At 60.5% G+C, this 15030-nt stretch carries 13 protein-coding genes; 4 read left to right on the top strand and 9 right to left on the bottom strand.

The window, feature by feature from the left end; all coding sequences use genetic code 11:
• The first annotated feature begins 2 nt into the window (after positions 1-2).
• On the top strand, positions 3-950 hold the full coding sequence (fabY, locus tag EGY12_RS07140; protein ID WP_025304711.1) for a fatty acid biosynthesis protein FabY: 948 nt from the start codon (positions 3-5) through the stop codon (positions 948-950).
• Between the two features lie 36 nt (positions 951-986).
• Here fabY and EGY12_RS07135 read toward each other — a convergent pair whose 3' ends face one another.
• Both EGY12_RS07135 and EGY12_RS07130 read right to left on the bottom strand, forming a co-directional pair.
• Entirely contained in the window at positions 987-2648 is a 1662-nt protein-coding gene (locus tag EGY12_RS07135; RefSeq protein ID WP_123892995.1) for an AsmA family protein, read from the bottom strand.
• Between the two features lie 128 nt (positions 2649-2776).
• On the bottom strand, positions 2777-4177 hold the full coding sequence (locus EGY12_RS07130) for an NCS2 family protein (protein WP_123892994.1): 1401 nt from the start codon (positions 4175-4177) through the stop codon (positions 2777-2779).
• 240 nt (positions 4178-4417) lie between these two features.
• Here EGY12_RS07130 and gltS point away from each other — a divergent pair, with 240 nt between their 5' ends.
• Positions 4418-5629 carry a sodium/glutamate symporter gene (gene gltS, locus EGY12_RS07125; RefSeq protein ID WP_038872558.1) on the top strand — a complete coding sequence of 404 codons (1212 nt, stop codon included), beginning with the start codon at positions 4418-4420 and terminating at the stop codon, positions 5627-5629.
• A gap of 42 nt (positions 5630-5671) precedes the next feature.
• Here the strand turns inward: gltS and recG are convergent, their stop codons facing one another.
• The 6 genes from recG to EGY12_RS07095 form a co-directional block, all read right to left on the bottom strand.
• Positions 5672-7753 (bottom strand): ATP-dependent DNA helicase RecG, encoded by a 2082-nt coding sequence (gene recG, locus EGY12_RS07120; protein WP_019452188.1) that lies wholly within the window; start codon positions 7751-7753, stop codon positions 5672-5674.
• Entirely contained in the window at positions 7750-8445 is a 696-nt protein-coding gene (gene trmH, locus EGY12_RS07115; RefSeq protein ID WP_123892993.1) for a tRNA (guanosine(18)-2'-O)-methyltransferase TrmH, read from the bottom strand. The genes recG and trmH overlap by 4 nt, the downstream gene beginning before the upstream one ends.
• Before the next feature lie 5 nt (positions 8446-8450).
• A complete protein-coding gene (gene spoT, locus EGY12_RS07110) occupies positions 8451-10562 on the bottom strand; it encodes a bifunctional GTP diphosphokinase/guanosine-3',5'-bis pyrophosphate 3'-pyrophosphohydrolase (protein ID WP_019452189.1) in 2112 nt (703 codons plus the stop codon).
• Between the two features lie 18 nt (positions 10563-10580).
• Positions 10581-10856 carry a DNA-directed RNA polymerase subunit omega gene (gene rpoZ, locus EGY12_RS07105; RefSeq protein ID WP_004931221.1) on the bottom strand — a complete coding sequence of 92 codons (276 nt, stop codon included), beginning with the start codon at positions 10854-10856 and terminating at the stop codon, positions 10581-10583.
• A gap of 54 nt (positions 10857-10910) precedes the next feature.
• On the bottom strand, positions 10911-11534 hold the full coding sequence (gmk, locus tag EGY12_RS07100; protein WP_004931218.1) for a guanylate kinase: 624 nt from the start codon (positions 11532-11534) through the stop codon (positions 10911-10913).
• A gap of 211 nt (positions 11535-11745) precedes the next feature.
• A complete protein-coding gene (locus EGY12_RS07095; RefSeq protein WP_025304704.1) occupies positions 11746-12363 on the bottom strand; it encodes a trimeric intracellular cation channel family protein in 618 nt (205 codons plus the stop codon).
• Positions 12364-12616: 253 nt separating this feature from the next.
• Between EGY12_RS07095 and EGY12_RS07090 the strand changes: the two genes are divergently transcribed.
• Positions 12617-13051, top strand: a complete 435-nt coding sequence (locus EGY12_RS07090) for a DUF3574 domain-containing protein (protein WP_123892992.1) — start codon at positions 12617-12619, stop codon at positions 13049-13051.
• 33 nt (positions 13052-13084) lie between these two features.
• On the opposite strand, the gene EGY12_RS07085 is transcribed toward EGY12_RS07090, so the two are convergent.
• The gene (locus tag EGY12_RS07085; protein WP_123892991.1) at positions 13085-14269 is read right to left on the bottom strand and encodes a NupC/NupG family nucleoside CNT transporter; all 1185 of its coding nucleotides are present in this window, start codon (positions 14267-14269) and stop codon (positions 13085-13087) included.
• Positions 14270-14631: 362 nt separating this feature from the next.
• Between EGY12_RS07085 and EGY12_RS07080 the strand changes: the two genes are divergently transcribed.
• A complete protein-coding gene (locus tag EGY12_RS07080; RefSeq protein WP_123892990.1) occupies positions 14632-15021 on the top strand; it encodes a hypothetical protein in 390 nt (129 codons plus the stop codon).
• The last annotated feature ends 9 nt before the right edge of the window (positions 15022-15030 follow it).

Raw genomic sequence — 15030 nt, 5'->3', positions numbered from 1 at the left:
CTATGTATCACCTACGAGTACCCGTAACAGAGCAAGAACTGAAGGAGTATTACCAGTTTCGCTGGGAAATGCTGCGCAAGCCGCTGCACCAGCCGGTGGGTTCGGAAAAGGATGCCTATGACGCCATGGCCCATCACCAAATGGTGGTGGACGAGGCCGGTAAAATCGTCGCCATCGGGCGGCTGTACATCAATGCCGACAACGAGGCGGCGATCCGTTTTCTGGCGGTAGACCCGACGCTGCAGGATAAAGGGCTGGGGACGCTGGTGGCGATAACGCTGGAGTCCGTTGCGCGGCAGGAAGGCGTGAAGCGAGTGGTGTGTAGCGCCCGTGAGGACGCGGTGGATTTCTTCGCCAAGTTGGGATTCGTCAATCAGGGGGAGATCACCGCGCCGCAGACCACTCCGATCCGCCATTTTTTGATGATCAAACCGGTAGCGACGCTGGACGATATCCTGCATCGCCCCGACTGGTGCGGCCAATTGCAGCAGGCCTGGTATGAGCATATCCCCCTGAGCGAAAAGATGGGCGTGCGCATCAGCCAATACACCGGCCAGCGCTTCGTTACCACCATGCCGGAAATCGGCAACCAGAATCCACACCATACGCTGTTTGCCGGCAGTCTGTTCTCGCTGGCGACGCTGACCGCCTGGGGGCTGATTTGGCTGCTGCTGCGCGAGCGCCATCTCGGCGGCACCATCATTCTGGCGGACGCGCATATTCGCTACAGCAAACCGATTACCGGCAGACCGCGGGCAGTGGCGGATCTCGGCTCGTTGAGCGGCGATTTGGCGCGTCTGGCGCGCGGCCGCCGCGCGCGCGTACACGCTGAAGTGCATCTGTTCGGCGACGAGGACAAAGGCGCAGTGTTCGAAGGCACCTACATGGTGTTGCCGGCCGAGCCGGATGTACCGCTGGACCAGGGTGGCTCTGAAGCGCTGGAGGAGTAGGGCGGCGGCCCTGCCTGAGGCGGGCCGCGCAGTGCATTATGGCAGTTGTTGGTTCACCGTCTGGCCGTCGCCGGCGGTGGCCTGCAGATTGCCCTTCAACGAGGCTTTGAACGGCCCGTCGCTGTTCAGCAACCCTTTCAACTGCAGTTCAAGATTGCCGTCGCCCGTTAGCGGTACTGGCTGCCATCCCCATTGCTGCAAGGTGTTGATTGGTATCGAGCGGCCGTGCAGCGTCAGCTGGAACGGTTTGCCCGGCAGCTGATCGACGACCGCTTTGGCCTCAAGCAACCCATTAGGCATAAAGGCGCTGAGCTCGGTGACATTGATCTGATTGGCGTCGGCGTTCAGCGCCAGCGAAGGGCGGCGCACGTCTATCTTGTTGAAGGTGGCCTCGCTGCCGTTCAGGTTCAGCGAGCCGGACCATATGCCCCACTGGTGATCGCGCGCCAGCAGCAGATTGCTGCCATAGCCGTCCAGCGCGGTGATCTGGAACGGGAATGCCGGGTTGATATCGATGATCAGATTGCGGTTGGTGGTCAGCTTGGTGACGTATACCTCCGCCAGCCAGTCCGGCAGCGGTTTCAGCCACAGCTCGCGCCAGTCGATCGGCAGGGTGTACTCCAGTGCCGCCATGGCCACTTCATCCAGCTGCAGGCGTTTGCCGGCGCGCAGCCAGTTGCCGGAGGTGCGCAGCAGCCCACCTTCCCAGCGGGTGGTAAATTGCTGAATGGCGATGCCGGCCGAAGAGAGCCGCAGAGTGGCGATCGGGTCGATCAGGTGGAAACCGCCGTTGACCACATCGCTGGTGTTGAAGTTGAGCGAGCCGTCTTCGCTGCGCCAGTCGCCTTTTTCGACGCTGACGTTTTGCAGCGACAAATCGAGATCGTTAAACGCCCACGCTTTACCTTCCAGGCGCGCGTCGATCAGATCGAAACGTTTGAGGGTGACCGGCGGCAGGGTGGTAAATCGCTGCATGAATTCTGTCAGCGTCAACGGAGTCTGCATGCGCACGCCGCTCAGCCGCAGGCGATCCACCTGCCAACTGCCGTCGGCGGCGCGGCTGGCCACGCCGGTCAGATCGCCCTGTGCCAGATCGGCGCCGAAGTTGTTCAACAGCAGCTGGCCCTGTTTTTGCTCCCCTTGCACCAACACCTTCGACGCGGGGATGCCGTTCAGCGTCATCGAACCGGCGCTGAACTGGAACTGGTTATTGTCGCCCAGCAGATGGCCGGCCTGCGGGCGCCACGGCGTGATGCCGGCAGTGACCTGCTGCGCGTTGAGCTGCCACTCGTTATCGTTGGACTGCAACGCCATGTTGCTCAGCTGCAGCACGTCGGCCTGTACAGGCAGCGCCGCCGCCTGCGGCTGCATGTTCAGCGTGCCGTCGCGCAGCGTGACGCTGTGAAAATAGCGCGGTTCGGTGATTTGGCGCAGACTGAGGCCGAGATCGACGCGTTTGGCGACCAGCGCCTGTGGCTGGCCGCTGCGCGCGAGCTGCACGTCTTCCAGACCGATCTGGTCCGGCTGGCTCCACGAATGGGTGATTTTCCCTATCGACAGGCGGTATTCGCTGTTGTCGCTGATCCAGGCGCTCAGGCGGCCTGCCGCCCAGCGGGTTTGCCCGACCAGGTACAGCACCACCACCGCCAGCACGATCAGCAGCAGCAACGTCAGCAACAGCTTTCCGATAAATTTCATCGTCTACATCCGCATCGGTCAAAAAAGATACCCTGTTTATGCCGCAATTGGCCGGGCATCTCAAGGGCAATGGTCTGATAGACAATAAAAAACGGCCGCAAGCGGCCGTTTGAACATCAATGGACGGGTTACTTTTTCTCGTGTTCCTGCGGGAACACCAGGTTCAGCACGATGGCGGTAATACCGCCGGCGGCGATGCCGGAAGAGAGCAGGGTTTTCAGCCAGTCCGGCGCGAACTGCAGGATCAGCGGCTGCTGGGAGACGCCCATGCCGACGGCCAGCGACAGTGCCATGATCATGATGGCGCGGCGGTTCAGACGCTCGCGCGACACGATGCGCACGCCAGAGGCGGCGATGGTGCCGAACATCACGATGGTCGCGCCGCCCAGAACCGGCTCGGGAATGTGCTGTACGAAGCCGGCCACCGCAGGGAACAGCCCCAGCGCGATCAGCATCAGCGCCACCACGAAGCCGACGTAGCGGCTGGCGACGCCGGTCAGTTGGATCACGCCGTTGTTCTGGCCGAAGCAGGAGTTGGGGAAGGTGTTGAACACCGCCGACAGCATCGAGTTCAGGCCGTTGGCCAGCACGCCGCCTTTCAGCCGCTTCATATACAGTGGCCCGCTGACCGGCTGTTCGGAGACGTCGGAGGTGGCGGTGATGTCACCGATGGTTTCCAGCGAGGTGACCATAAAGATCAGCATCAGCGGCAGCAGCAGGTTCCAGTCGAAGCCCAGGCCGTAATAGAGTGGCGTTGGGATGGTGATCGCCGCCGTTGGGGCCGCCGGTGCGTCGGCGGGCAGCATGTCCATCGCCCAGGCCAACAGATAGCCGACCGCCATGGCGATCACCAGCGAAGCCACGCGCAGGTAAGGGTTGCGCTGGCGATTCAGCAGAATGATCACGACCAGCACCGCGCCGGCCAGCAGCAGGTTTTTCGGCGAGCCGAAGCTGTGATCGTTCATCGCGGCGTAGCCGCCGCCGATCGAGGTCAGGCCGACCTGAATCAGCGACAGACCGATGATCATCACCACGATGCCGGAAACCAGCGGGGTGATGATGCGGCGCGCCAGATGCAGCACGCGCGACAGCAAAATTTCGGTGCAGGAGGCGACCATCAGGGTGCCGAACAGCGCGGCCATCATGGTCGGCACGTCGGCACCGCCGTTTTTCAGCGCCAGACCGCCCATGATCAGCGGCGAAACGAAGTTGAAGCTGGTGCCCTGAATGGACAGCAGGCCGGAGCCCACCGGCCCCCAGGTTTTGATTTGCAGAATGGAAGCCAGACCGGAGGCGAACAGCGACATGCTGATGATGTGCTGGGTATCCTGTGCCGGCAGGCCCAGAGCCTGGCAGATCAGCAGGGCCGGAGTGATCACCGCGACGAACATCGCCAGCAGATGCTGGCCTGCGGCAAACAGCGTTTGCGGCAGCGGCGGGCGATCTTCCAGGCGGTAAATCAGTTCACTGGCGCGGGGTTCAGAGGCGGCTTGGCGTGCGGCATCAAGCTCGGAGGATGACATGCTCATGGTGTGGCGTTTCCAGATACGGCAAAGCAGGCATTTTAATGCTCCGCCCCGCAAAAGCAAACGGTTGCGCGCAAATATTATGTTGCCGACTTTCTCGTTTATGTCGCATTTTCATTCATTTTTTCTTGTCATCTCAGCGTTTTTTACTTCTAATCCTGCACTCATCAAGTTTAAAAACTAAGTGGTTTTCTATAACTTATTATTTTTATTTGGATCTTTTCCCTTACATGGAGTACCTGGATGTTTCATCTTGATACTTATGGCACGTTGGTCGCGGCGACGCTGGTTTTGCTCCTCGGGGGCAAGTGCGTCAGAACCATTCCCCTGCTGCGAAAATATACCATCCCTGCTCCCGTCGCCGGCGGTTTGCTGGTGGCCCTCCTGCTGTTAGCCCTGAAAAAGCTCGTCAACTGGGAAATCAGTTTTGACATGTCGCTGAAGGACCCGCTGATGCTGGCCTTCTTCGCTACCATTGGCCTGAACGCCAATCTGGCGCGTTTGCGCGCCGGCGGCAAGGTGCTGGTGGTGTTCCTGTTCGTGGTGCTGGGGTTGCTTATCGTGCAGAACGCCATCGGCATCGGGATGGCGAAAATGCTGGGGCTGGATCCGTTGATGGGCTTGATCGCCGGGTCGATCACCCTGTCGGGTGGCCACGGCACCGGGGCCGCCTGGAGCAAGCTGTTCATCGAGCGCTACGGTTTCGAGAACGCCACGGAAGTCGCCATGGCCTGCGCCACCTTCGGCCTGGTGCTGGGCGGCCTGATCGGCGGCCCGGTGGCACGCTATCTGGTTAAACACTCCTCCACGCCGGAAGGCACGCCGGAAGACAGCGTGCAGCCGAGCGGTTTTGAGAAGCCGGAAAGCGGCCGCCTGATCACCTCGCTGGTGATGATCGAAACCATCGCCATGATCGCCATCTGTCTGAGCCTGGGGCAGTTGATTGCCGGCCTGCTGAGCGGCACGGTGTTTGAACTGCCGAACTTCGTTTGCGTGCTGTTCGTCGGGGTGATCCTCAGCAACACGCTGGCCTTCACCGGTTTCTATACCGTGTTCGAGCGGGCGGTATCGGTGCTGGGTAACGTCAGCCTGTCGCTATTCCTGGCGATGGCACTGATGAGCCTGCGCTTGTGGGAGCTGGCCTCGCTGGCGCTGCCGATGCTGGCGATCCTGGCGGTGCAGACGCTGGTCATGGCACTGTACGCGATCTTCGTTACCTACCGGGTGATGGGTAAAAACTACGACGCGGCGGTGCTGGCCGCCGGCCACTGCGGCTTCGGTATGGGCGCCACGCCGACGGCGATCGCTAACATGCAGGCGATCACCGATCGTTTCGGCCCCTCGCACGTGGCGTTTTTGGTGGTGCCCATGGTGGGGGCGTTCTTTATCGATATCGCCAATGCCATCGTCATCAAGCTGTATCTGCTGCTGCCGGTGTTCCCGGCGGTGGGGTGATATCGCGAGTCATAAGGAAAAGGGCGCCTGCGGCGCCCTTTTTTATGCGTTGGAATAACGCGCTTTCTCCGGCAGCCAGCGTTCGATCAACGCCTGGGCGTGCTCCGGATAGTGCTGATGGAGATGGCGAGCGACGCGCTGCACTTCGGGGATCATCGCCTGATCGCGCAGCAGATCCGCCACCTTGAATTCGGCGCTGCCGGTCTGGCGGGTGCCCAGCAGCTCGCCCGGGCCGCGGATCTCCAGATCGCGCTGCGCGATGACGAAGCCATCGTTGCTGTCGCGCAGCACCTGCAGGCGCGTTTGCGCAGTCTTGCTCAGCGGCGTTTTGTACAGCAGCACGCAGTGTGAGGCCACCGCGCCGCGCCCTACGCGGCCGCGCAGCTGGTGCAGCTGCGCCAGGCCCAGCCGTTCCGGGTTTTCGATGATCATCAGGCTGGCGTTCGGCACGTCGACGCCGACCTCGATCACCGTGGTGGCGACCAACAGCTGCAGCTCGCCCTGTTTAAACGCCTGCATCACCGCCTGCTTTTCCTGCGCTTTCATGCGGCCGTGCACCAGCGCCACCTTCAGCTCCGGCAGCGCGGCTTTCAATTCTTCCCAGGTGGCTTCCGCCGCCTGCGCCTCCAGCAGCTCGGACTCTTCGATCAGCGTGCACACCCAGTAAGCCTGCCGTCCCTCTTCCAGACAGGCGCTTTTCACCCGTTGAATGATGTCGGCGCGACGGGTATCGGGGATAGCGACGGTGGTCACCGGCGTGCGGCCCGGCGGCAGCTCGTCAATGACCGAGGTATCGAGATCGGCATAGGCGGTCATCGCCAGCGTGCGTGGGATCGGCGTGGCGGTCATGATCAGCTGATGGGCGTGGAAGCCTTGTTCTTCACCTTTCTCCCACAGCGCCAGCCGCTGATGCACCCCGAAGCGGTGCTGCTCATCGATGATCACCAGAGCCAGGCCGTTGAACTGCACCTGCTCCTGGAAGATGGCGTGGGTGCCGACCACCATTGATACCTGGCCGCTGGCGATGGCTTCCTGCTGCGCGATGCGCGCTTTGCCTTTCTGTTTGCCAGCCAGCCAGCCGACTTCCAGCCCCAGCGGCTCGAACCACTGACGGAAATTGTTGGCGTGCTGCTCGGCCAGCAGCTCGGTCGGTGCCATCAGCGCCACCTGCTTGCCGTGCGCGATAGCGCGCAGCGCCGCCAGCGCCGCCACCAGCGTTTTGCCGGAACCGACGTCGCCCTGCACCAGCCGCATCATCGGGAAGTCTTTTTGCATATCGGCTTCGATGTCGGCCACCACGCGCGTCTGCGCGCCGGTCGGCGAGAACGGCAGCTGGGCGAGAAAACGGTTTTTCAGCCGATCGTCCGGCAGCAGCGGCTGCGCCCGGTAACTTTGGGCGCCGGCGCGCACTGCCAGCATGCTGAGGTTATGCGCCAGCAGTTCTTCGAGGATCAGGCGTTTTTGCGCCGGGTGTTTGCCCAGCTCCAGATCCGCCAGCTGGATGTCCGGCGGCGGGCGATGCAGGGTGTGCAGCGCCTGCGGCAGGCTCATCAGGCCGCCGCTCAGCTCCGGCGGCAGCAGTTCGGCGATGGCGCAGGTATCCAGCAGCTCCAGCGCCTGGTCAGTCAGTTTGCGCAGCGTGGCTTGCCGAACCCCTTCGGTGGTGGGGTAGACCGGCGTCAGCGACTCCTGCAGCTCAACCTCGCTGGTTTCGCCCTGAATGCGGTATTCCGGATGAATGATCTCCGCGCCGTGGTTGCCGCGTTTGATCTCGCCGTAGGCGGTCACGCGGCGGCCGGTGGCCAGGCTGTTCTTCATTGCGGCGTTGAAGTTGAAGAACCGCATGGTGAGGATGCCGGTGCCGTCGCTGATCTGGCAGGTCAGCATGCGGCGACGGCCGAAGCTGATGTCGCTGCGCAGCACTTCCCCTTCTACCGTGGCGTAGATGCCCGGCAGCAGATCGTTGATCGGGTAGAGGCGGGTGCGGTCTTCGTAGCGCAGCGGCAGATGCAGCAGCAGATCCTGAATGGTGTCGAGGCCAAGCTTGGCCAGTTTGCCCGCCTGGCTGGCGCCAACCCCGGAAAGCGTGGTGAGTGGGACAGCATCCAGCAGGCGGCCTTTCATTTGCGCACCGTCGCCTGCATGGCCGCCCACCACTCGGCGCTGGCGACCACCTGGCCTTGCTCGTCAATCAGCGGGCGTGGCAGCCCTTTGCGCTTGGCCACGTTGGCCAGCACCGGATAGCCGCCTTCGAACAGCAGACGCTGCTGCTCTTCTTCATCCAACATGCTGTTGTCGCGGCGATACAATCCGGCGTTCTGCCGCTGGCGCTGCGCTTCATACAGGATCAGTGCCGAAGCCACGGAGACGTTGAGCGATTGCACCATGCCGATCATCGGAATGACGATGTCTTGATCGGCGAGCGCCAGCGCTTCTTCGGTGATGCCGGTTTTTTCCTGGCCGAGCAGCACGCAGGTGGGCCGGGTATAGTCCACTTCGCGGAAATCGACCGCGCGCGCAGACAGATTGGTGGCCAGAATTTGCATGCCCTGCGCTTTCAGATGACTGACAGCGTCGCCGATGGAGCGATGGGTTTTGACGCTGACCCAGCTGTTACTGCCGGCGGCGGAGGAAACCAGGGTGCGCATGCGGGTGGTGGGCCACACGGCATGAACCTGATGCACGCCGACGGCGTCGGCGGTGCGAATAATGGCGGAGACGTTATGCGGCTTGTGCACTTGCTCCAGGCAGACCGTCAAATCCGGCTGCCGGGTCGCGAGCATTTCACAAATCCGCGCATAGCGTTCAGGACTCATAAGCGCTAGTTTCGGTTGCGGTTAACTTTGATCACATCCGGCATGATACGGATTTTACGCATAATGTTTGCCAAATGGATGCGATCGCGGGTGGTCAAGCGGATAAAGGCGCTATAAACCCGACCGTCTTTCTCTTCGGTGTTCAGGCTCTGAATATTGGACTCGGCTGCATTGATCGCCGCCGTCAGGTTGGCCAGCGCGCCCTGGTGGTTGAACATGTCCACCTTGATCTCGGCGATGAACTCCTGCTCGGTCTCTTTATCCCACTCGACCGCCATGAACTTCTCAGGCTCTTTCTGATAGCCGCGAATATTGCGGCAGGATTCATGGTGGATCACCAGCCCTTTGCCCGGGCTGACGTGAGCAATAATCGGATCGCCCGGAATCGGGCGGCAGCACTTGGCGAAGGTGATCAACACCCCGTCGGCGCCCTTGATGGCCAGATTGCGCACGCCGGATGACGCGCCCAGGCTGGACTGATCGCCCTGCAGATTCTTCGCCACCACCACGCTCATGGCGTTGCCGAGGCCGATTTCCGCCAGCAGATCGTCCAGCGTTGCCAGCTTCATGCGGTCCAGCTCGTGCTGAATATTTTCCTGCGGGATTTCGGCCAGCTTGCGGCTACCGCCCAGCGCGTGGTTGAGCAGACGGCGGCCGAGGCCGACGGAGTCGTCGCGCTTGAGGTTCTTCAGCATCTGGCGAATCTTGGCGCGCGCTTTCGAGCTGACCACGAAGTTCAGCCAGGCGGCGTTGGGCCGTGCGCCCGGCGCGGTGATGATCTCGACGGTCTGGCCGCTGGTCAGCGACTGCGACAGCGGGTATGGCTGACGATCGACGCGCGCCCCGACGCAGGCATGGCCGATATCGGTATGCACCGCATAGGCGAAGTCGACCGGCGTGGCGCCGGCGGGCAGCTCAACGATGCGGCCTTCCGGGGTGAAAACGTAAATCTCATCCGGGAACAGATCGGATTTGACGCTCTCGATAAATTCAAACGAACTGCCGGCGCTTTGCTGCAGCTCCAGCAGGCTTTGCATCCAGCGCTGGGCGCGGATCTGCGCCGTAGTGCCGGTTTCGCCCTGTTCTCTTTCCTTGTAAGCCCAGTGCGCGGCCACCCCCATCTCAGCCATTTGGTCCATGTCTTCGGTGCGGATCTGCACTTCGACCGGCACGCCGTGCGGGCCGATCAGCGAGGTATGCAGCGATTGATAGCCGTTGGCCTTGGGAATGGCGATGTAATCTTTCACCCGCCCCGGGCGCGGTTTGTACAGGCTGTGCACCTGGCCGAGCACGCGATAGCAGGTATCGACCTCTTTCACGATCACCCGGAACGCGTAGATATCCATGATGGAATGGAAACGCTGTTCTTTGAGGTGCATCTTGAGGTAGATGGAGTAGAGGTGTTTTTCCCGCCCGCTGACGCGGCAGGCGATGCCGGCTTCGGTCAGCCGCCCTTCGATCTCGGAGAGGATTTTTTGAATCATCTCTTTGCGGTTGCCGCGTGCGGCTTTCACCACTTCCTTGATCACGCGATAACGGTTCGGGTACAGCGCCTCGAAGCCCAGCTCTTCCAGCTCGGTCTTCAGGTGATGAATACCCAGACGGTGGGCGAGCGGGCTGTAGATTTCCAGGGTTTCACGCGCGATGCGCCGGCGTTTGTCGGGGCGCAGCGAACCGAGGGTGCGCATGTTGTGCGTACGGTCGGCCAGCTTGATCAGCACGACGCGGATATCCTGCACCATCGCCATGATCATCTTGCGGAAGTTTTCCGCCTGCGCTTCTTTCTTGTCCTGGAACTTCAGCTTGTCGAGCTTGGAGACGCCCTCAACCAGTTCGGCGACGCTCTTGCCGAACAGCTGTTCCATATCTTGATAGGTGGCTGGGGTGTCTTCGATGACGTCGTGCAGCAATGCCGCCATCAGCGTCTCGTGATCGAGACGCATTTCCGCCAGAATGCAGGCCACGGCGACCGGGTGAGTAATGTAGGGCTCACCGCTGGAGCGTGTCTGGCCCTCGTGCGCGTCGCGCGCGACGAGGTATGCCTGTTTGAGGCGCTTAATCTGCTCCTCGGGCAGGTAACGTTGAATCAGCAGATTCAGGCTTTCAAACAGGTACAAGGCGGACTCGCAGTCTAATTAACGACGACCTTCAGCAATCGCGGTAACCGCTTGAATCTCTGCGGCTTCCTGCTCTTGCTGCTCCTGGCGCTCACGCACGTCGAGGATCTGGCTGGTGATCAGGCCTTCTTCGATTTCGCGCAGGGCGATAACGGTGTACTTGTCGTTCTCTTCCGGAACCAGTGCATCTTTGCCGCCGGTCTGGATCTGACGCGCCCGACGAGCAGCGACCAACACCAGGTCAAAACGGTTACCAATTTTCTCTACAGCGTCTTGAACAGTTACGCGTGCCATATTTGTGCTACTCCACAGGTGACGAAAAGACTGGGCATGATACTGAAACTGCCTTCAGTCTGCCAATAGTTTGCTGATTAAAGCGTCATGCCGCAGCAACTGGCGGCCCAAACGCAGGCGTTCGGCGCGAATGATGGTCTTCAGATCGGACAGCGCCAGATCGAAATCATCGTTCACGATCAGGTAATCGTACTCCGCGTAATGCGTCATTTCCGCCACGGCCTGAGCCATGCGCTTGGCGATCACCTCTTCGGAGTCCTGCCCGCGCCCGCGCAGGCGGCGGCCCAGTTCTTCCTTCGACGGCGGCAGAATGAAGATGCTGCGCGCCTGCGGCATTTTGGCGCGGATTTGCTGTGCGCCCTGCCAGTCGATATCCAGAAACACATCTACGCCGGTCGCCAACACTTGCTCGATGGCGGCGCGCGAGGTGCCGTAATAGTTGCCGAACACTTCGGCGTGCTCAAGAAACGCGTCCTGCTCGATCATCCGGCGGAATTCGTCTTTCGAGACGAAGAAATAGTGTTCGCCGTGATTTTCACCCGGGCGGCTGTCGCGCGTGGTGTGCGAAACCGAAACCTGCGTGTCGTACAGCGGTTGCGTCTTTAACAAAGCCTGAATCAGACTTGATTTACCTGCGCCACTGGGAGCAGAGACAATATAAAGCGTGCCTTGAGCCATGATGATGTTCGTTGATAACGGTTGATATGCCAATAACAGCGGATGTGTATTTTCTCCGCACAGTATACACGGCTAACGCGCCGGGTGCAGCGTTAGCTCGCATTTTGCCCGCCGCTTTGCGCGGAAAAAGCGGCGAATGAGCGAATTTGCGCGTCGAAGGGCAACATTTCTGAAGTTTTGGCCTCGGCGGCGGCGCGTTGCGGCTCCGAGATCAGTGATCCGGATGTTGGTAGTTAAACACCGGCAGGCCGAGGCGGAAGCGCAGGGCGATAAGACGCGCGCTCAGGCCGGCGACCAGGGTGAGGATTACCACCAGATTGTGCGGCAGGCTGAGGTGCTGCAGGCCGATATACAGCCAGGCGGCGCTGAAGGAGATGCCGGCATAGATCTCTTTCTGGAAAACCAGCGGGATACGGTTACAGAACATATCGCGCAGTACCCCGCCGAAAACGCCGGTGATCACCGCGGCGATGGCGGCGATAATCGCGCTGTGCCCCATGTCCAGCGCCACTTGGGCGCCGATGATGGAGAAGACGATCAGGCCGACGGCGTCGAGCACCAGGAACAGGCGGCGCAGATGGCGCATCAAAGGGGCCACCCAGGTGGTGACGATCGCCGCTATCGCGACGATGACAATGTATTCCGGGTGCTTGACCCAACCCAGCGGGAAATGCCCGAGCAGCATATCGCGCACCGACCCGCCGCCGATCGCCGTGACCGAGGCGATAATGATCACGCCGAACATGTCCATTTGGCGGCGGCCGGCCGCCAGCGCGCCGGTCATGGCTTCGGCGGTGATGCCGATGATATAAAGGATGCTCAGTAACATAAGGGGTTCACAGCGTACTTGCGTCAGAATGATGGCCGGCAGGGTAATCGCCGCCGATAATGTGCGCTACTGAGTTTTTTTCACCGATAACGTTTCGGATTAATGTGACTAATCCAAAATGTGTTTTTATTGCCGATAACCAGCCTTTATTAACATCTTGGTGTTAATGAAAGCATTAGAAATTTCGCGCTGATTTCCATCGCTGACTATGCTTTTTGCAGCGAATCCTTCAACCGAGAAACTGAGATTGCAGATGAATAACTCCCCGAAGCTGGCCGCCGGCACCTTGGTGGTTGCCCTGTTGCTGAGCGGCTGCGTGGCGCCGGGCCACCAGGCTGTTTCACCCGCCCCGGCTTGTCGCACCGGCGATCCGATGATGCAAACAACGCTCTACTTCGGCCTGAATCGCCCGGCAGGGCCGGCGATCACCGCCGCCGAGTGGCAAACCTTCGTCGATAGCCAGGTGACGCCGCGTTTTAAAGATGGGTTGACGGTCTTTGATGCCAAAGGGCAGTGGCTGGGCCACGACGGCAAGCTGGCGCGCGAGAACAGCAAGGCGCTGTTGTTGATTCATGCGCCGGGCAAAGAGAGCGAGGCGAATATCGAGGCGCTGCGCAGCGGCTATAAGCAACAGTTTGCGCAGGATTCGGTGATGCGGGTGGATGCGCCGGTGTGCGTGGCGTTTTAAAGCGAACCCCCGGCCATGCGGCCGGGGGGAGGATTACAGCACCAGGCCGGCGACGGCCGCCGACAGCAGGCTCACCAGCGTCGAACCGTAAACCAGCTTCAGGCCAAAACGGGAAACCACATTGCCTTGCTGCTCGTTCAGTCCCTTGATGGCGCCGGCGACGATGCCGATGGAGGCGAAGTTGGCGAACGACACCAAGAAGACCGATAGAATGCCCAGCCCGCGCGGCGACAGCTCCGCCGCGATTTTCTTCAGCTCAATCATCGCCACGAATTCGTTGGCCACCAGTTTGGTCGCCATGATGCTGCCCGCTTTCAGGGCCTCTTCCGCCGGAATGCCGATCAGCCAGGCCAGCGGATAGAACACATAGCCGAGGATCTGCTGGAAGCTGATGCCGAGCACCGCAGAGAACAGCGCATTGACGGCGGAGATCAGCGCGATAAAACCGATCAGCATGGCCGCGATGATCATCGCAATCTTGAAGCCGGCCAGAATGTACTCGCCCAGCATTTCGAAGAAGCTCTGATCTTCGTGCAGTTTGTTCAGTTTCAGCTCCGGCTCGTCTTCGACCTGATAAGGGTTGATGATCGACAGGATGATAAAGGTGCTGAACATATTAAGGATCAATGCCGCCACCACGTACTGCGCATCGATCATCGACATGTAGGCGCCGACGATGGAAAGCGATACCGTCGACATGGCGGTCGCGGCCATGGTGTACATGCGGCGCGGCGAGATATCGCCGATGATGCCCTTGTAGGCGATAAAGTTCTCCGATTGCCCCAGCACCAGCGTGCTGACGGCGTTGAACGACTCCAGCTTGCCCATGCCGTTGACCTTGGACAGCAGGGTGCCGACCAGGCGGATGATCAGCGGCAGGATGCGGAAGTGTTGCAAAATGCCGATCAGAGCGGAAATAAAGATGATAGGGCATAAAACGCCGAGGAAGATAAAGGCCAGGCCATCCTTGCTCATGCCGCCGAATACGAACTCCGATCCTTGGGCGGCGTAGGCGAGCAGGGTGTCGAAGAAGCCGGCGACGTGTTTGATCACGCCGAGCCCGCTGGCGGAGTGCAGGAAGAAGTAGGCCAGCGCGCCTTCGATCACCAGCAGCTGGATGATATAGCGTAGGCGGATTTTCTTGCGATTATTGCTGACCAGCAGCGCCAGGGCGATGATCACCACCAGAGCCATAATAAATTGCAGAATTTGTGGCATAAACGGTCCGTACGGTTCACGGGCAGGAAAAAAACACATTTAGCCACAGCATCGCCGTCCTTTCATTACCTTGCGTGATAATTAGAACAAAATACTTATGGCATGCGGTATATCTTGCCGAATGTCACCCACACGTGCTGTCCGACAGTTTTTCATAAGCTCCCCGATGAACCGTCTCCCCAGAAGCCTGCCGCCTCGCAACCTGATGCAATCGCCGTCACTCGCGTGCAAGCGCCTGGAATCTGACTCGCAATCGGCGCTTTTTCATCGCTTAAAGCGTGGTTTTTTCGACGCAGGCAGCGAAAAATGCCTGAACAAGGCGCCATGACCGGCGTGCATTCTCTTGGATAAGGAGGCGAACGATGAATACCGGCATGTTGCTTAGAGCGTTGGCCAACGGGGTTAATCCCGATACCGGCGAGCTGTTGAGACCGGCTTCGGCGGCCTGCGCGCCGGAGGCTATCCGCCTGCTGTTCGCGTTGGCCAACGAGTTTGACTGTGAATCCGAACTGCAGAAAAAAGCCAGGCTGACGCTGGAAGAGAAGCGGCAGAAGGATCAGGCCGAGGGGGGGCGGGCCAATGCCTACTTCCCCTGGCCGGAAGAGGAAAAGCAGCGGCTGCGCGAGAGCCATGCGTCCGGGGCGACGCTGGAAGCGCTGAGCGATGAGTTCGAGTGCTCAACCTGGAGCATTGCGGTGCAGTTGCAGAAAATGGGGCTGATCGGTGAGGAGCAGGTGGCTGCCCATCGCTGATCTGCAGCC

The sequence above is a fragment of the Serratia sp. FDAARGOS_506 genome (assembly GCF_003812745.1).
Taxonomy (GTDB): domain Bacteria; phylum Pseudomonadota; class Gammaproteobacteria; order Enterobacterales; family Enterobacteriaceae; genus Serratia.
This window is presented reverse-complemented; position numbering and strand designations above follow the sequence as displayed.